This window comes from Psychrobacillus sp. FSL W7-1457 (assembly GCF_038593405.1).
Lineage (GTDB): Bacteria > Bacillota > Bacilli > Bacillales_A > Planococcaceae > Psychrobacillus.
The window spans coordinates 835,652-854,974 of the sequence record NZ_CP151993.1 but is presented as its reverse complement, the minus strand read 5'-3'; the positions used below and the strand labels follow the sequence as shown (position 1 = coordinate 854,974).

General features: G+C 39.7%; 12 protein-coding genes. All 12 read right to left on the bottom strand.

Annotated features, from left to right (window positions below):
• Positions 1-587: 587 nt before the first annotated feature.
• The 12 genes from NSQ95_RS04040 to NSQ95_RS03985 all read right to left on the bottom strand — a co-directional run bounded on the left by NSQ95_RS04040 (position 588) and on the right by NSQ95_RS03985 (position 19,292).
• Positions 588-5,102 (bottom strand): endonuclease, encoded by a 4,515-nt coding sequence (locus tag NSQ95_RS04040; protein WP_340885070.1) that lies wholly within the window; start codon positions 5,100-5,102, stop codon positions 588-590.
• A gap of 45 nt (positions 5,103-5,147) precedes the next feature.
• Complete coding sequence (locus NSQ95_RS04035) at positions 5,148-7,844, bottom strand: 5'-nucleotidase C-terminal domain-containing protein (RefSeq protein WP_340885072.1); 2,697 nt, start codon at positions 7,842-7,844, stop codon at positions 5,148-5,150.
• 584 nt (positions 7,845-8,428) lie between these two features.
• The gene (locus tag NSQ95_RS04030) at positions 8,429-9,724 is read right to left on the bottom strand and encodes an MFS transporter (RefSeq protein WP_340886081.1); all 1,296 of its coding nucleotides are present in this window, start codon (positions 9,722-9,724) and stop codon (positions 8,429-8,431) included.
• Entirely contained in the window at positions 9,721-10,170 is a 450-nt protein-coding gene (locus NSQ95_RS04025) for a VanZ family protein (RefSeq protein ID WP_340885076.1), read from the bottom strand. Before NSQ95_RS04025 ends, NSQ95_RS04030 begins: the two co-directional genes overlap by 4 nt.
• 69 nt (positions 10,171-10,239) lie before the next feature.
• Positions 10,240-11,088, bottom strand: coding sequence for an STAS domain-containing protein (locus NSQ95_RS04020; protein ID WP_340885079.1), 849 nt, complete (start codon positions 11,086-11,088; stop codon positions 10,240-10,242).
• A gap of 127 nt (positions 11,089-11,215) precedes the next feature.
• A complete protein-coding gene (locus NSQ95_RS04015; protein ID WP_169361322.1) occupies positions 11,216-12,298 on the bottom strand; it encodes a Gfo/Idh/MocA family oxidoreductase in 1,083 nt (360 codons plus the stop codon).
• Positions 12,299-12,763: 465 nt separating this feature from the next.
• Complete coding sequence (phoU, locus tag NSQ95_RS04010) at positions 12,764-13,417, bottom strand: phosphate signaling complex protein PhoU (protein WP_340885082.1); 654 nt, start codon at positions 13,415-13,417, stop codon at positions 12,764-12,766.
• 18 nt (positions 13,418-13,435) lie between these two features.
• Complete coding sequence (gene pstB, locus NSQ95_RS04005; RefSeq protein WP_340885085.1) at positions 13,436-14,245, bottom strand: phosphate ABC transporter ATP-binding protein PstB; 810 nt, start codon at positions 14,243-14,245, stop codon at positions 13,436-13,438.
• A 15-nt stretch (positions 14,246-14,260) separates the two neighbouring features.
• Positions 14,261-15,085, bottom strand: a complete 825-nt coding sequence (pstA, locus tag NSQ95_RS04000; RefSeq protein ID WP_340885087.1) for a phosphate ABC transporter permease PstA — start codon at positions 15,083-15,085, stop codon at positions 14,261-14,263.
• A gap of 1 nt (position 15,086) precedes the next feature.
• A complete protein-coding gene (pstC, locus tag NSQ95_RS03995) occupies positions 15,087-16,001 on the bottom strand; it encodes a phosphate ABC transporter permease subunit PstC (RefSeq protein ID WP_340885089.1) in 915 nt (304 codons plus the stop codon).
• Between the two features lie 34 nt (positions 16,002-16,035).
• Complete coding sequence (locus NSQ95_RS03990) at positions 16,036-16,860, bottom strand: phosphate ABC transporter substrate-binding protein (protein WP_342560356.1); 825 nt, start codon at positions 16,858-16,860, stop codon at positions 16,036-16,038.
• Positions 16,861-17,657: 797 nt separating this feature from the next.
• Positions 17,658-19,292, bottom strand: coding sequence for a hypothetical protein (locus tag NSQ95_RS03985; RefSeq protein ID WP_342560355.1), 1,635 nt, complete (start codon positions 19,290-19,292; stop codon positions 17,658-17,660).
• Positions 19,293-19,323 lie beyond the last annotated feature (31 nt).

The window sequence follows — 19,323 nt, the reverse complement described above, 5'->3', positions numbered from 1 at the left end:
GGATTGTTGTGAAGTTAGCTTTGACTGGTGAGCAGTTTTGCGATTGTCGTAATCTTCGGGGCGATTGTCGTAAATTTGAGCTTGATTGTAGTAATCTGGACGCTCATTGTTGTAAAAGTCGCTTTGACCGGTGAGTGGTTTTGGGATTATCGTAATTTACGGGGCGATTGTCGTAAATTTGAGCTTGATTGTAGTAATCTGGGCGCTCATTGTTGTAAAAGTCGCTTTGACCGGTGAGTGGTTTTGGGATTATCGTAATCTTCGGGGCGATTGTCGTAAACCTAAGCTTGATTGTAGTAATCCAGGCGCGCATTGTTGTAAAAGTGCTTAGACCGGTGAGCAGTTTTGGGATTGTCGTAATCTTCGGGGCGATTGTCGTAAACTTGAGCTTGATTGTAGTAATACAGGCGCTCATTATCGCATTCAGGAGCGGAATTATCGTAATCTAAGCCATGATCGTCGTAAACCACCTAAAATTAGATGTTAAACTTAACCACCTCTAGCTACCCATGCAAAATGTATCGATAATTTCCAGTAACCAAAAGACTGGACCCCCTGTTTGAAGGGGTCCAGTCTTTTACTATGGCTTATGAAGCTTTAGGAAGGCTTGAAGAACCTGCTTCTCCCCATATTAACTCCACCCATTCAGGATGATCGATAAATGGATTGCGATTCCCCTGCCACTCCTGGATAACATTGTTTCGGTTAAGTTCAAATTCATCTACTGGATCTTGCTCATGCCATTCTAGCAAAACAGAAAGCTTTCCATGAAAAGGAGCAGAGCCATTATTCAGCTTTTCGTTAAGCTCTAAATCTACTCTATCTCCTGCTTCATAACGTGTAGCCATATAAAAAAGAATACGAGCAACATCCCCCTTGACTCTATCAGGTGGCTCAAAGGAATTTTTTGTCTTATAACAGCCGTCACAGCCACTAACTGGTGACCCGCCATTATCAAAGTCTAGGTTGCCTCTCGCACTATTCACTTGAACATCAGTTGGACGTAGGTGATGGATGTCTGTTCCTGGCCCTTTACTTGTACCAAAATCCCCATGTGACTTAGCCCACGTATGCTCGCGGTTCCATTGCCCTACATTTCCTCCGTTAGCAGTTTTAGAACGGGATTTCCCCGAATAAAACAAGATAACATTATTTTTATTATTTGGATCCTCATCTGTTTCCCGTAATGCAGCCCATGCTTGATCATAGCTAAGCTGTGTATGGCCGTCGATAATCTCATGAAGAGCTACTTTTAGTGCAGCGCCTTCTTTACCAAGAGCATCCTTATAATAATTATCTGTCGGTGAGCTTGCCGATGAGACAGATACACTGAACCGAGTCGTTACTTCTTTATCGCCGTCTGATCCGGTAACTCCTACTAAATAAGTGCCCTCTTCCAAGTCAAGGGTTAGTACCGAACCTTTAATCTTTCCAAATGTGGAAGTAAACGTTAGTTCATCCGCATCTGGATCAGAGAAATAATCCATTAATTCAATGGATTTTGTTTGACCTGCTTTTACACTCATAGCAGGTATAGTTGAAGCGATTGGTGCTCGGTTTTCTCCAGGTAAAGAAGGAACCACAATGGGTTCCCCTTTTGAATTGGTAATCTTGATAGAATCTCTTGTTGCTCCGTTAATAAAATCAAATTCTTGAATGTTTTCTGCGCCTTTTATTTCCTTAACATGTGTACCATCCACAACGACCTTAAGCACGTGTGTACCTTTAAAATCTGTGATTGCTCCATCCTTTGCCGGGACAAGGGTAACAGAATGCTCTGCAAAGCCTTCTCCTTTAAATTCTGCATATGCACCGGTAAAGAAAATCCCCTCTGTTATTTCAGATTGAGCATCCAATTCGATGGAAACGCTTGGTTTAGTAATGGTCACTCTGTTTGATTGAACATTTTTCAAGCTATATTGTTTTTCTGCAACAATTGGTGTCACTTCGTCCTCTGCAAGCAAGTCAATTTGAACCATTACAGGATCATGGTCAGAAGCACGTCCTGCCATATCTGTGAAGTCAGCATTGATATGCAAAACATCAATTTTAGTTTTGTTAGCAAGGTTATTCGTAACTAAAATATGATCTAAAACTTGTGAATTTCCTTGGTATAAATACGTGTATCTATCCGAAGCTTCCACTTTATTGATCATATTTTTCATTAATTGACCTTCATGAATTTTTAACGATTGAGAGAATTGATAGTCGTTAAAGTCTCCCAATGAAACGATATTTGCTTCTGGATTTTTCGTGTGAACATCTTTTATAAATCCATAAACTATGTTTGCAATTTGATGGCGCTGTGCTTCACTTTTATAAACTGGTGGTTGAATAGCTCCAAACAAAGGAGTATCTCCAGATTTAGAATTCCAGTGATTCGCAATCACGATTACATTCTCACCTTGGAAGTCGAATTGAGCTGCCAAAGGTTTACGACTGCTATTAAATGCACTATTGGTTGGGTCGATACGACCTGGGTTATGCGTTAGCTTACCATTTTCATAACCAACTTTAGTGGTTGCTCCACCTACTGGCATTCCTTTGGTTAACGACACACGCTCAGGGTTGTAAAGAAATCCAACACGAATATTAGCATTAGGTGCTCCACCATCCGCATTGTTGACAGGATCGATATTCACATATTCATATTCCACTCCGCCGGCAGCCTTAATCGCTGTTATTAGGCGCTCGTAGCTTTGATTTGCTTTTGAATCTCCTGTAGATTCTCCATTATTATCTTGAACCTCTGTTACTCCAACGATATCTGGACTTTGCATATCATTAGCTATAGCTCTAGCTAATTTTCTAGCTTTGTCGTCTGAAGTAGACGATTTATTATTAGAGAAATTCTCTAAATTGTAGGAAGCGATTGTCAGTTTGTCTTCTGCTTTTACAATTGTAGTTTTCTCTGGAGAAGCAGTACCTTTTGTATGTGCTGCTTGCATTTCATTTAAAGAAACATAAATTTTAAAGTTTTGATACGAGTACCCTACAACCCCAACAATCGGGCCATTAAACTTGTCTCCTGTAGCAACCTCAAAATTACGTGCCGCTCCATTTGGCTCCAATCGGAATTGAATACGATTTGGATTTTGGTTACCTTCCTCGAAAAGAACTCCACCATGAAGAGAATTGGTAGGTGCACTTTCTAATACGGTAATCAAATCTCCGTGTTCCTGAGGGGATACAGCCTTCACATTACCAACCTGCACACGCATTCCTTCTATACTTTCCCAAAAATCAATTGCATCTACTGTTGGGTTAAAAACTTGCAAGTGATCGCTATCAATTGCTTCTAAATTCATCTTTGACTCATCGATGATAATTGGCTCTGGTAAAGACACATTGCTCTTCACCACAGTAACTTTCCCGCCTTGGTCATTTCTTACATTAATTTGAGTTGTTTTCAAATCAGTTGCGTTAGCATCGGAATATCCATCATAGGCATACTCACTAACTTTCCCAGTAACCTCAACTAAATCTCCAACTTTAATTGGCCAAGCCTTAGTTCCGCTGTAAAGTAGGATTGCTTCTGAAGTATTCGAATTGTCATCAACAAACTCATCTGGCGTCTGAATCGTATAATAAGTTGAACCGTTTAGAACAAAAGAATACGTGACAACACCTTGGATTCCTTCCACCGTTTGATTTACAAAAGACGTAGTATGTCCTTCACCTTGAATATCGTGGATTTGCAGACTGTCTGTAATGATATACTCAAAGGTTTTTATCTCTGAGACTCCATCAGCCGTTACTGCTATCGTCTTTACTGTCATATTCGTTTGAACATCGATTGGTGCAGTATATTTTATGCTTTCCACAGTAGGATCTGTGCCATCTATCGTGTAATAAATTTCAGCACCGGATGTCGTAGTAGAAAGAGTAACCGTGGTCCCCCCTACATATGTCCCGCTACCTGGTGTAGCAACAACCGACTGTAGAATAGAACTATCCTCTACGATATCTGAAGCAAATCGTGGAATAATTTGATAGTCATTATTAAATTGTTGAACAATTCCTGTGATAGATTCATAGACATTACCAACTTTTAGATTTAATATTCCTTTTTCATCACGGACGATAAAGCTATTTGTTCCATCAGTGGCAGTAAAGTTATTTGCGTTCACTGCAGTTAATGTAATATCTCTCGCCTGCACGAGAAGTGATTCATTTGCTTCATTCACCTCTGCACCTGTTACAACCTTAGGAGCTGGAGCACCTACCTGTTCTTGCTTATCAACTATAGTTGCATTGTCCAATTGTAAAAGTCCAAGATATTCTGCTAGTTTACCTGATACTATAACTTCATCACCGATCGTTGCTGGCAGGCTTGCAGGTCGAACCGCAATCCCCGCCGTCCCATCTTGTACAGAAATGCTGTTTTTCAGGTTAGCAGCTACAATTGCCTTAATAGTTACTGTGTCTCCTATTTTTCCTGATCGAGCTTCAGCAACTGTGATAGATGTTGGTTCCTCTGGCTCCTCTGGGTCTGGTTCCACTGGAGTTGTTCCACCCATTGTATGAGAGCCTAGATGATCGAATGTGTCTATTGGATACGAGTCCCATTGAACAGTTACATCGTATACATCATTAGGATTTGAATCTCCAGAAAGAACAGATGCCTTTTTCACTAGCGTGACATTTTCTCCCCATTTTGTTGTGCTTCCTAGTTGACCAAAGGAATCAACAACCTCTGTGGATTTCTTTAACAGTAGAACATCGTCTCCGTTAAAGGCAGTCACAGTACTATTTTGCAAATCCCCTTTGTTTTTAAGGGCTGCATTCGCTTGATTATTATAAATTACGTAAGTTTTACCGTTAGCTAACGTGCCTGACAATTTTAGAGCAGCTGGTCCACTTGTTTTACCATTCGCATAAAGTTCTATCGAATAGTTAGAAAGGTCTAAGTCGGAGCCAGTCCCATTATAGAGCTCGATTGCCTTGTTATTGCTAGTTCCCTCTACGTACTCCGATATGATTAAATCCGTGGCATTAGTTGCCGCAACTGCCTTGGAAGGTAACGCTGGTAAAACTAGTCCAGCCATAAGTGTTGCAGACAAAAGCACATTCAAATGCTTTTTCCAGTTCCTTTTTATCATCTCTATATTTCTCCTTTTAGTTAGGGATTTTAGTATTAATAAAAGCTATAGAATGATATTTCCTAAGACCGTTATTCCGTCTAAGGTGTAGCTATCACTATCTAACTCTGAAAAGTCTGCATCGCCCTCAACTGTAATATTGAAGAAGGATACACTTCCTGATGGGCTACCAACTAATGTTAGATTTCCTTTTATTACTGCATGTTCGAGCTTACTTATATCTGATAATGATACGGTTACATCGCCTTTATATACTTTAGGCTCCTCTTTAGTTCCTGAGAAGTCATCGGCAGGGATATTTCCGCCAGGAATTTCAGTGTCACCTTGACCAGCAACATTCACAATTCTTCCTTCCACTTGAGGATCTACAGTTTTAAGAGCTGCAATATGCTCCCGTAGGTTTTCCCAGTCAGAAAGACCTAAATCAGTTACACGGCCTTGTTCATATGCTTTTTTGAGCACATCGTAACCGTCTCCACCTTTAGCAGTAAACGCGTTTGTCGCAATCATGTATTCTTGTCCATTTTCTAGCGAAACATACTTACCTGCAGCATCCTTATATTGAATAGAAACTACTCGTTGACCAACTGGTTTTGAAGAATCATAGACAACCTTTGCTCCTGATACATGAAGAAAACCTCCATTTTCCTTTGGAGACTCTTTAAAGCTAATCTCAAATGCGGCTTTTATCTCTGCACCTGAAAGCTTCATCGTCGCTAAAGTATTACCGAATGGAAGTACGGAGATTACTTCTCCAACTGTGATCGGTCCCTGATTAATAGCAGCTCGAATACCCCCACCATTTTGGAATGCCATAATTACATCTTTGTTATACACTCTTGCCTTATTTAACATGCCATCTGTTATTAAATTACCAAGTGGAGTTTCATTGCTTCGTACACTAGCTGGGTTATCTGCAGTAGCCCGTGGATTTTCTAATGCTTTAACAGCAGTCGCTCCCGTTTCCATCTCTTTTATTTCTTTAATTTTATTCGAGTATTTTTTTAATAAATTTGCTGCTTCTTCATCTTCTTTTTTATCATTTACACTGATTAGCTTTCCAGCATTCTTTACAATTCTACCGTTGTTATCAAATTCTACATCCAAAGTACCTAAAAACTCACTATACTGATAGGCTTGTACAATAACAGTCGGATCCTTGGCTTTACCGTTTTTGTCTTTAGTGACCACTACTGGGGCTTCTAGTTTTGTATGGCTATGTCCTCCGACTATAATATCAATTCCTGAAACTCTTGCAGCTAGCTCTAAATCATTGTCGTATGCCGGATTATCATCATAGCCTAGGTGAGACACCGCAATAACCTTGTTGACACCTTGCTTTTTGAACTCCGCTACCATTGTCTCTGCTGCTTTTATATAATCCGTAAAAGTTACTTTTTCTGGACTAGATATATCTTTTGTTTCCTCTGTCGTTAAACCGAATAATCCTATCTTTTGCCCATTGACTACTTTGATAATTCCACTGTAGATTTGACCGTCTTTCGCACTGCTTGCTACTTTTACATTAAACAATCCTTGAAGATCTACATCCTCTGAAAAATCGACATTGGAGCTTACAATAGGGAATTTAGATTTCTTAATAAATTCTGCTAAAGCTTGATGCCCTTCCGAACTCGAACCTAGGTCAAATTCATGATTACCAATTGTCATCACATCATATTTCATTAAATTCATAAATTCTAAATCTGCTTGTCCTTGAAATTCATTAAAATATAAAGTTCCAGAAAATACATCTCCAGCGTCAATGAGAAGGGCTGATGGCTTTTCCTTACGAAAATCTTTTACAGCTGTCACGCGCTTTGCCACATTATCTAATTGAGCATGTGTATCGTTTGTATGCATAATAGATAATTTGAAGTTAGGAGCTGGATTACTCCCTCCTCCTCCGCCACCGGACGATGGTGGTGGGCTTGGTATGGATGGTGGTGTTGGAACAGGTGTAGGCATTGGTGTCGGTATAATAATATCCATTCCAGCTTTTTTAGATACCTCCGTCACCTTGTCGATAAGCTCCTTCACCATAGGTAAAGCACTAGGAGAAGGTAAACGATTAACTAATGGTTTAATAGATTCTAATATCTTAATAGCTTCTGCCTTTTTACCTGCAGCAAGTAATTTATCCGCTTCCTTCACTTTCATGTAAATAGTGACAGGTATCATTAACTGATCTCGTTTTTGATTTGCAGGCTCCTTATACTGATCTAGTAATAGATCTCTAGCTGCCTTACCAGAAAAACGGTAAAGGATAACTGTTCTATTTTTTAGCTGAACTGAAAGCTTGTGATAAAGTGATTCAACCTTTTCCCAATCCTTTGCACTTTCCGCTTTTTTAATATCAGCCATTATAGGATTTAAATACTTGTCCGCGTAATTATAAGCATCAATATAAGGTATGATCCCTTTAGTAACACGCTCCTCGTATAATGCATCCAAATCTCTCAACATAGCAGCCTTGTTTGAAGCGTTCGATTTTTGTATAGCACTTCTTGCCTTTTGATAATTCTTCTTTGCCAAGTTTAATGCCGGATATAATTCTGCGCTAGTTGCTACCTGACCGTTCTGAGCAGGAACTACATAAGCATATGCAGCCTCCTTCATGTCTTTTCTTGCCTGATCCACCATCGATTGAAGTGAACTATTAGCATAACCTGTATTGCTTGAAACTAGCAGAGAAGTTGTGAGTACTGCTGCCATGACAGATTTCTTCATCTTGTTGTTCATGATTTCCCTCCATATTTTTAGTCACTAGACAAAAGTAATATTCATCATTCCAATGTTCCTGGCAAATATAGCAATCTTACGTATTAAGAACAATCAGCCATTCATTAACGTTTTGTAAAATTAGATTTACATTAATCACTTTTATAGAAAGCACGAACGATTAAAAGAAAATGGAAAACCATATACTTTTCTCTGTCCGCTCATATCACCCACGCTTCCGTTCTTTTTTTGTTAAACAGAAACAATATAGAGTAAAGGGAGATTTTAAATAGGATGTACAACCAAATAGGATTCTTTCTACAAAACAAGTCGAATTTTTGGGCATCTCATAATAAATAGATGAATCAAAAAGTAATGGACCAAGTAATATCGGGCTATGGGAAGCGTGAGGATTTATGTTTATGGGGATTGTAGTAATCTACGGGGTGATTGTCGTAAACTAGAGCTCGATTGTCGTAAAATACTCGGTGATTGTCGTAAATTAGCCCGTCATTGTCGTAATCTACACTCTGATTGTCGTAAAACACAAAAAAACTGCCTCCCTAGGTGTAAAACTCACCTAACAAGACAGCTCAATTACCCATTCAGTTCTTCCAAGAAAATCTCCAGGCTCTACCCGGAACCTTACATAAGCCAACTATGAGTAGGAACGACAAAATCCCGGCTACTAACGATAGCGTCATATAGCTAGTTTGAGCCGCAATCACACCTGACAAGCCGCCACCCGAAACTCCAGCGAGCGCTACCCACACGTCAATCGACCCTTGTCTCTTCGCCCGCGTCGCAGGTACGGTGGAGTCGACAATCAAAGCTGTACTGCTGATCAAACCGAAATTCCAGCCTAGCCCGAGTAAAGCAAGCGCCACAATAAGCATGCCCAACGAGTCACCTGGTGCAAATGCTGCCACTAACCCTGCACCCAGCAGTGTAAATCCAGAAGCAACCGCGATTGCCACACGACCAAAACGATCAACTAGGATCCCAGTAACAAGTGAGGGTAAATACATCGCAGCCACATGAAAGCCAATGACAAGACCGACTGCGTTCAAGTCATGTCCATGATGCCTCATATGCACGGGAGTCATTGTCATAATGGAAACCATCACGACCTGAGTGATGACCATAACGGCAGCCCCGATGAAAATACCTCTCCTATCCTCTATTTCCTCTTCCACACTTGAAGTATCCTGTTCCACCTGCTTATTAATAGCAGTCGAAATTACTAACGGATCTGGTCGCAATAAAACCCAAAGAATTGTTCCAGCCAATAAATAGGCAGCTGCCGCCAATATAAATGGCCCAGCAAGAGATGGAACCCCGATAGACTCAGCAAACTCTCCCATAACCCCTACTAAATTTGGACCCGCAAACGCCCCTAATGTGGTCGATACCATCGCAATACTAATTGCTGTACCTCGTTGCTTGGCAGTGGCTAAATCTGTCCCGGCATATCTTGCCTGCAAATTTGTCGCTGACCCTGCACCATATATTAACAAGGAGGCAAACAGCAAAATGATACTGTCAGTCATAGCAGCAGCAACCACCCCAATGGCACCAATACCACCGACTATAAATCCTCCTGACAAGCCATACCTTCTACCATAACGCTGTGACATTCTTCCAACCATCAACGCCGCTCCAGCTGACCCTAACGTGAACAAGGCAGTAGGTATACCTGCATAGCTATCAGTCCCTAGCATATCCTGGGCGATCAACGCCCCCACGGTTATCCCAGCTGCCAACCCCGCTCCTCCAAAAACCTGTGACAAAACGACAATCCACAGCGTTCTTTTATATAGTCGCTGTATTTCCTCTGGAGAATCTATGTATTTTTGAATTTCAACTTTTCCCTGTGAAATATTAACCACCCCAAATCCTATGCTTTTGAACTCCTCTGCAAACCCTTTAGCCAACTATATATTATGATTCCAGCAAAAGCGCCAGTACTATCGATCATAACATCCTTTACCTGCGCTCCCCTTCCAGGTACGAACAACTGATGAATCTCGTCACTAACGGCATATACAATGCAAGTGGCCAAGGCTAATAACATACTTTTTTTACCGCGAATCTCACTTACCCGGAAAGCTCGGACAACCAATATTCCCAATACAAAATAAATAAGAAAATGTGCATTCTTTCGTACGAAATGATGTAAATTATCAACAAATAAATCCGACTCCGGAGCAACAGCTTCCACCACTGATAAAATTACCTCTGTTACCCCTGTGCTTAATTCCTTTGAGTCATCAGCTGGTTGACTGGAGAAAAAGAAGATTAACCCCATCCATAAAACCACTGCTAAATACGACCAAATTTTCGACATATAACCTCACCTTTAAAGCTTTTCTTATCAAAAAAGCAACTAAAGCCATAGCTCTAGCTGCTATTAATCTTACATATTTTTATAGACGCCCGTACGAAGCAATGCTTGCTTTAACGAGCTAAAAGTAGAAATTTTACCGAAGTCCAGCCCTAGCTGAACAGATGTATGCGCAACCTCTGGGCGGATGCCCGAAATATAAGGACGAATTCCTAGTAAGCTTAAAACCTCCATAAACTTATACAGTTCATTGGCAACCATTGTGTCAATTATTGAAACTCCAGAAATATCAATAAATAGCTTATCTAATCCAAGTTCTATACACTTTTGTGGAATTTCATCAGTTAGAGCCTTTGCTCGATATGTATCCACGTCCCCAACGATTGGCAATACACCAACCTTTTCTAATATAGGTATAATTGGGCTGCTCAATTCACGGATTAATGTTTGTTGAGCATTGAACCGAGTAGTAAAAAGATAATAATAGCGCTTGGAGAACTCAAAAATCAAACGGTCAAACGATTGATTATACGTCGTGCTCCATTTGATTATATTTGCATTGGAAATTTCCTTCTCTTTTGCATGGACAAAACGTTCGACATAGCTCCAAATGATCTCTCTCGTTTTGTTAAGTGCTTCTATAACATGATGAATGGCTATATCATTTTCCACTCTATTTTTGGCAACTGTTTCAGCCCAAGTTTTTAAAAGATCGGAGAAGGAATTCTCATTCCAAAACGCGGTAGCGACTGTCCTAATAGTTAGGGCATTTTGTTCCCTCAATAATTCGTCTTGTAGAGGATTAGAGTTATTAGAATAAAAAGGATCTGTAAAATTTCTTTTTTCCTCCAGCCATTGCTGTGTAATATATGGAGAATTTTCAATTAAATAATCGTATAGTTGCTCATTAATAGAAGACAAAGGCTCCCCTTCTTTCTGTCTAAACAATAATATCTCTATTATAAATGTTTCGGTGGAAAAAAGGTATTTTATTCTATTTTTAATTAAAAAAAGCAACCGAAGTTAAACTCCGGCTGCTTAAATATATTTATTTTGAAAATCTTCCTGCAAAGTCCATTGTGCTACATTTTTCCAATGGAAGCTTAACACTTTTACCTTCTGCAGCTGATTTATAAATAGCTAATACTAACTCAAGTGCATTTCTACCGTCCACTGCTGTTACATAAGGATCTCTGTCGTTTTTAATCGCATCGATCACATCTGTATATAGTGGGTTGTGTCCAAATCCATAAACGGATGGTGGATTTTCGTAGTATTTTGCTTTTACTTCTTCAGAGTTATCTTTGTCATCAGCAAACATCCACTCTTCAATGATGTTAACAGACTTACCACCGATTTTAACAGTACCTTCTTCACCAAACACATAAAGTGTTTCTTCTAGGTTTTTAGGGAAGATATTCGTTGTACCTTCGATAATTCCGTAGCTTCCATTTTTAAAGCGAACTAGCGCCATACCAAGGTCTTCCGCCTCGATGAAGCCGTGCATTAGATTGTCCGTCATTCCAACAACCTCTACGATTTCGTCGCCCATCATCCAACGTAACAAGTCAATATTATGTATACATTGGTTCATCAACGCGCCGCCATCTTGCTCCCAAGTACCGCGCCATGGAGCTTGTGTATAGTAATCTTCCCCACGGTTCCAACGGATATGAGCAGTACCGTGAAGTAATCGACCAAAGCGACCTTCTTCCACAGCTTCTCTCATTTTTTGAACAGATTTGTTAAAGCGGTTTTGGTGACAAGCACTTACTTTAACGTTTTTCTCTTTAGCTAAAGCGATGATTTGATCTGCTTCCTCTAAAGATAAAGCGATTGGCTTCTCGATAATTAGATTGCTACCATGCTCGATACAATCTAAAGCGATTTGTGCATGCTTTCCGCTTTCTGTACAAATCCCGATTAGCTCAGGAGATTCCTGCTGAAGCATTTCCTTGTAATCCGTATATTTCTTCACTGTTTCTGGTAGCTCAAACATGGAAATAGTTGCATCCATTTTGCTCTCGTCCACATCACATAAAGCCACAATATTTAAATTATTTTCTATAGCTGCAGCAACATGATTAGGAGAGATTCGTCCACACCCGATAATTGCATATTTTAAACTCACTTACGTCTTCCTCCTTTGTAATATCCAAAATCTATATGCTCTTATGTTATCCAAACACTTAAAGTTGTACTCTTAGTGAATATCCTCACATAAAGCCTACACTATTATATCATATTCCAATCTATAGTTTTATCAACTAAAAGTTAAACTCTTCATTTTGGAAATAAAACCTGCACGTGATCTAACAAGCGCTTTTACTAATTAAAAGGACGTGCATTTTCTACTAAATGTTTCTTTTTGTTCATTTTTTATTCCTGCGAGCTACCTTATTTCTTCCTACCGGTGATAAATGTCTCACGAACGGTGATAAATCTCTGCGAACGGTGATAAACTCTCGCTGAACGGTGATAAATCTCTGTGAACGGTGATAACTTTCAAAACCGTCTCCAGAAATGCTCTTACTAATTGAAAACGGATTACTTTTACAAGAAAGCCTCCGAAGCAATTTTCGGAGGCGATACAATGTTAGTTAAAATCATACATCCGACCTTTAATCAGATAAGCGGTGCTTTCTGCTATGTTGGTGATGTGATCGGCTGTGCGTTCTAAGAAACGGTTGATGAATAGGAGCTGGACAAGCTGGGCTGTGTCCTCGGGATGTTCGCTTAAATATTGAATGAGATTTTGGTAGTTAGCTCTGCTATTTGCATCAACCTGGTCATCAAGGTCGGCTACTTCCTTAGCAAGCGCAATGTCTTCATCAACAAACGACTTCAACGATTTTTGTAGCATAGTAATGGATACAGTCTTCATCGGCTCAAGCTTTGTCATGTGTAACAGGGATTCGCGCTCTCCAATTTTAATAGTTGCCTTGGAGATGTTAACTGCAAAGTCAGCGATGCGCTCGATGTCGCTTGATATTTTCAGCACGCCAATAATTCGGCGTAAGTCACGAGCAAGCGGCTGTTCTTTGGAGATAAACCAAATAGCCATCTGGTTTATTTCCTTTTCCATGTCATCGATCGTATTGTCTTTTTCAATTGTCTTTAAAGCAAGCTCGATGTCCTGCGTTTCTAATGCTTGATAGGAGCATTCTAGCTGCTCCTCTGTAATTCTTACCATTTCAGCTAGCTTGTTTTCTAGCTCCTGCATGTTATTTTCAAAGTTTTCGCGTATCATTTTCCGTCTCCCATCTTATTATCCGAAACGACCAGTAATATAATCTTCTGTTCGAGAGTCACTTGGTGTTGAAAAGATAATGTCTGTTTGATCGTACTCGATGACTTCCCCATTTAAGAAAAATGCTGTTTTATCAGAGATTCTAGCTGCCTGCTGCATATTATGTGTCACAATCACAATCGTGTAATCTTTTTTCATTTGTGTGATAAGCTCTTCTACCTTAAGCGTTGAAATTGGATCTAGTGCAGAAGTTGGCTCGTCCATTAAAATCACATCTGGCTTCATGGCAATCGCACGGGCGATACACACACGCTGCTGCTGTCCACCGGAAAGTCCTAAAGCAGACGTTTTTAATCTGTCCTTCACTTCGTCCCAAATCGCAGCCCCACGAAGACTTTCTTCGACGATCTCATTTAAATCCTTCTTGCTTTTAATGCCTTGCATACGTGGTCCATAAGCTACATTATCAAAAATGCTCATCGGGAACAGGTTCGGCTTCTGGAACACCATTCCTACCTTTGTGCGTAGCTTGATAACGTCCTGACTTGCATATATATCTTCCTCGTCAATAACAATTCTCCCAGTGATTTTCACTCCATCGATTAAATCATTCATACGATTTAACGTACGTAGGAATGTGGATTTACCACAGCCGGAAGGGCCAATCAATGCAGTTACTTCTTTCTCCTGGATACCTAAGGAAACACCATATAACGCCTGCTTCTCCCCGTAGAATAAATTCAGGTCGTACACATTAATTTTTGATTGCTCCGTAGTTGTAATTGCACCATAGCTTTCAGCGGTAGATTTAGAAAGTATTTTCTTCATATTGGTCTCCTTCGTTTAATGATTTGCCTTATTGAATTTCTTCGATATATACGTTGCAGACAAGTTAAGGACTAAGATGATCACGATAAGGACAATACCAATGGCTGCTGCCAATTCAATATTTCCCGTTTCCTGTGTAACTAAGTACGAATGTACTGTTAACGTTCGTGCTGAAGAGAAAATACTATCTGGCATCGCCGCAACTGTTCCTGCTGTTAAGAAGATTGCTGCTGATTCTCCCACGATACGTCCGATGGAAAGAATAATACCTGACAAAATCCCTGGCATCGCACTTGGCAAAATAATTTTATAAAGCGTTTGTAGCTTCGTCGTCCCGAGTGCTAGAGAGCCTTCTCGATACGTGTTAGGTACCGTCTTTAATGCCTCTTCCGTCGTTCGGATAATGACTGGTAAAACGATAATCGTTAATGTCAGGGATGCCGCGATAATAGACATACCAAGCTTTAACGTTGCCACAAAGAATACCGCACCAAACAATCCATAAATGATAGAGGGAATCCCTGTTAAACTTTCAGTTGCATAGCGAATAATTTTCACTAGTCGACCTTGCTTTGCATATTCGTGTAAATACACGGCTGCTAAAATACCAATTGGTGTAGCAATAGCCAGTGAGATAATAATCGAATAAATCGTCGTGACGATCATCGGCCAGATGCCCCCGCCCTCAGTTGGAGAGTAATCGCCGAATATAAAATCGAAACTGATTAATCGAAAGCCTTTATAAAAAATATAACCAACAATGACAACGAGAATGGCAACCGATATAAAAGCGGAAAACCATAAGAGGCCACGTAAAACATTATCCTTTACCCTATTCATATCAGTTGCCTCCTCTTGCTGTAATTCTAGCTAGTACGAAATTTAAAATTAGAATGAAGGAGAATAAAACGATCCCCGTTGCAAATAACATTTCCTGATGAGTTCCAAACGCATATCCCATCTCTAAAGCAATATTCGTAGTCAACGGTCGAACACTGTCTGTAAGGCTTGTAGGGATGATCAAGCTGTTCCCCGCAACCAATATAACCGCCATCGTCTCTCCGATAGCTCGTCCTAATCCAAGGACGATCGCTGCCATAATTCCAGACTTTGCAGCAGGAACAATTACTTTAAAAATTGTCCCAATATGAGATACACCAAGCGCTAAAGAGCCCTCTGTGTATGCCTTAGGTACAGCACGTATTGAAGTCTCTGCTACCGTTACAATCGTAGGAAGCATCATAATGGCTAGCACAAGAATGACAGCTAGCAAGCTTTGCCCTCTCGCTAAGCCAAAATTGTCCTGTAAAAATGGAACGATAATCGCCAGTCCAAATACCCCGTATAATACGGAAGGGATCCCAGCTAAAAGCTGAATAGCTGGAGAAATTAATTTAGCTAGCCATTTAGGTGCGATCTCTGCTAAGAAAATCGCGGTGAACAAGCCAATTGGAACTCCAATGATTAATGCACCAATTGTCGCGAATAGAGAAGCCACGATCATTGGGAAAATACCGAATTTATCCTCACTAGGAACCCAGTCCGAGCCGAATATAAAGTCTATAAAGCTATAGCCCTCTGCTATAAACGGATAGGATCCTTTATAAAATACAAAACCTACTATTAACGCTAAACTGATTACCGATAATAAGGCGCAAGCAAGGAAAACCTTTGCAGATAAACCTTCTAGAAAATACTTGCGTTTGTTCGCTTTTTCTATTTCAACGGTTTGCTTTTCGTTTGGTGGTGTAGTCACGCAAGTTCCTCCCATTATGTAATTTCAACGGATTTTATTGAAGAATAGGGATAGCCCCAGCCTCCGAAACTATTTCCTGTCCTTCAGGATTTAAAATATAATCGATAAATTGCTGACCAGCCGCTGTTAGTTCGCCTTCCTTATAAACGAATAAGAATGGTCTTGAAAGACTGTACTTTTCGTCCAGCACGTTTTGTGCGGTCGGCTCTATGCCATTAATCTTCATCGGGTAGATCGTTTCATCGATATATTCAAAGGAAATAAAGCCAACTGCGTGCTTATTTGTTGCCACTGTTGTCTTGATATTACCGTTCCCACTAGCAACAATCGCATTTCGAATCAATTCCCCAGAGGAATAGCCGACAATTTCCTGGAACGCATCACGAGAACCAGAGCCGTCCTCACGCGAAACAACTACGATTTCTAAGTCTTCCCCGCCAAGCTCCTTCCAGTTCTTCACCTTACCAGTGAAAATCTGCTTCACCTGTTCCATCGTTAAGTTTTCCACCTTATTTGATGGGTGCGTCACAATAACAATCCCATCATAAGCAATGATAATTTCTTCTAATTGAGCCGCTTCCTCATCCTTTAAATCACGAGAGCTCATCCCAATTTCCGAAACACCATTTGTTGCATTGGTAATACCAGCTGACGAACCAATCTGGTTTACCTCTATTTTGACCGATTCCGTTTCCTCATACTTCATCGCCAACTTCTCTGCCAAAGGACCAACCGAAGTAGACCCAGATATAGAAATCGTCTGCTTATCGCCATTACCCTGCCCCGAATCATTACCTCCACAGCCAGCTAACAACGCAAACGGAATCACGAGAGAAACAATCGCTTTTTTAAATAACATGGACAACCTCCAAAAGTTATAGACTTCTATCTACTCTCCATCATAAGGCTAATTTCTTAACCTTCTATTAACTGAATGTAAAGGTATTGTAAACTTTCTAAAAATGAATTAAATATATTGTGAATTTAATGAAAAATCGGTAAAAAGATATGGTGTGAATAGAGAGATTTGGGGACGGTTAAAATTGTTGAAGTGTCAGGATAACCGCACCTAAACGGAGCTATTTGTCACCTAAAATTATGAATGTGTCACCTAAACTGAAGCTGCGCACGTAAAACTTTCAAAGTGGCACCTAAATCAGAGATAACCTCACCTAAACTGGAGATTCGCACCTAAAATTATGACAGTGGTACATAACAGTTAAGAAGTGTCCCATTTAACACCTGAAAGTGCCCATAAATATACTAAGAGTGCACCATAAATGAAAGATAAACGCCCATAAACCGCAAAAGTGCCCATTAGAAGTCCAAAAGTGTCCCATTAACTATGCGGAAAGCGCCCATTAATCAAGTAGAAATGTCCCATAAAATGAAGAAAGTGTCCCATTAACTAAATCGAGCACACAAAAATCAAAAAGTGTCCCATTAACCAAGGAGAAAGCGCCCATTAATCCAGTTGTTTTGTTACAAAAAGTCTATTACGCTAAAAGCACACATAAACAGAAATCAATCATAAAGCTGTTTTTCGTAGTTTGGTCTTCAACTAGTTGTCATATGTATAATGGAAGGAGGACAAAATTCAACTCAATAAAAAAGCCGATGTAAGAGAATGATTCTCTTTCATCGACTTATTGTTGCTTATAGCTTGCCGAGCTCATCTATAAATGCTGGCCTTTTTGCATACTCGGTGCTTAATTGCTGGATTAGCTCTGCTTGTTTTTCCTCACCAGCATACTTTTTGTATCTCTTAATTATTTTACATACGCCTTTGTATCGCTTTCTGTCCGTAGCTGATTTTGCGGTGGCATGTATATAATTTTGATAAATTTCTATAACGTCCTCTGGATATTTTTCCGCTAGCTGATCAGCATAGCTTTCTAGCTGGCTTGGAGATTGCTTCACATAATGCAATAACTCCTCTAAATCGTTTTCTTCGAGGATAATTTTCAAGTATACTTCCCTTGCATTCCACCCTTCGGAAGCCTTTAATTCATTGATTAGAGAATTATAAAATGTGTCGTCTTGGGCAAGCTCTTTTAACTCTTTATAATATTCAAAGTCACCGGACAGCAATAGCTCTTTCGCAAGCTTCTTCTGCTCTTTTTGAAGTGAAAGCTCTTTATAAGCTCCGTATCGCTCCTTCTTCCAATGTATCACTAAACCTCGGAGCTTTTGGTCCTGCTTTTCTCCCTCCAAAGCAAGATCTATCACTCGCTCATAATTTTTCTTTTCCATATGCTGATTTATCAATAGCTGTCGAAAGAATTTATAATGAATATTTTCTTGAATAAAAGAAGCCTTTTCCTCTTCAGAATCGTATTTTACCATTAAAATCCATAATAACTGAAGAAGACTTTCCTTATAATAATTCGAGTACGCATCGTCTGACTCTTCTTTTATCAACTTTTCCAATTTGGCTCTGTACTTTTTCCTCACGACTTCTATATCCGAAAATTCCTCGCAGATTTCGAGTAATTTCAATTTAAAATTTTCCCATCCTTCAAATATACGTCGATCTCCATGCTTCAACAGCTTGTTAAATATCTCTATTCTTAAATCCAAATCTAACGGATTGCATGCCATTGCACGCTTCCCGATTAGTCCTATCGTTTCGTCTACGAGATAACCAATATCCCCGTCCGAATCATCAACATATTGAAACGCCTTCATCCCTTCATCTAGCACGAGCAATCCAATATCGATAGCTAATAATGCGTCCTCTGTATCTCGAATCTTCTCCATAAGCTCTTCGAAGGCTACAACAAATGCATACGCATTTCGTCGAGAGATATAACCTTCTCTCCCTTTATGCTCTTTAACAATAGAAGACACCAGCTTTTTACACTGATCTAACAAATTTATCTCATTCACTTTCGCGTATTTGAAGACTAATTTTTCACCAAACTTTGGATCTTGCTTTGTCATATCCATTAATATTTCTACCAGTTCCTCTTTAGATAAATCATTTAACAATTCAAAGACAGCGGGCTTTTTCTTCCCCACCATTTCACCTTCATATTCAGCTTCCATTAGTTTAAAATAAACAGCAGCCTCATGCTTGCAAATAGGTCCAAAATCGTAAGGACAATCGCATGCCGAATAAGTTATATTACCTGTTTCGTCTACTTTGACAATAACTTCATAATCTTCACTGCCTTGTACTATAAAATTATCCTCGTTATAGCTCTTCATAACCCGATTTTCCCTATAATAGTTAAAGCCTCGCTGTAATATTTCTTGGTTTAATCTTTCTTGAAAGTTATTTAGATTCATTAGTAAGGCTCCTTTTTATTAGTCTAATTAA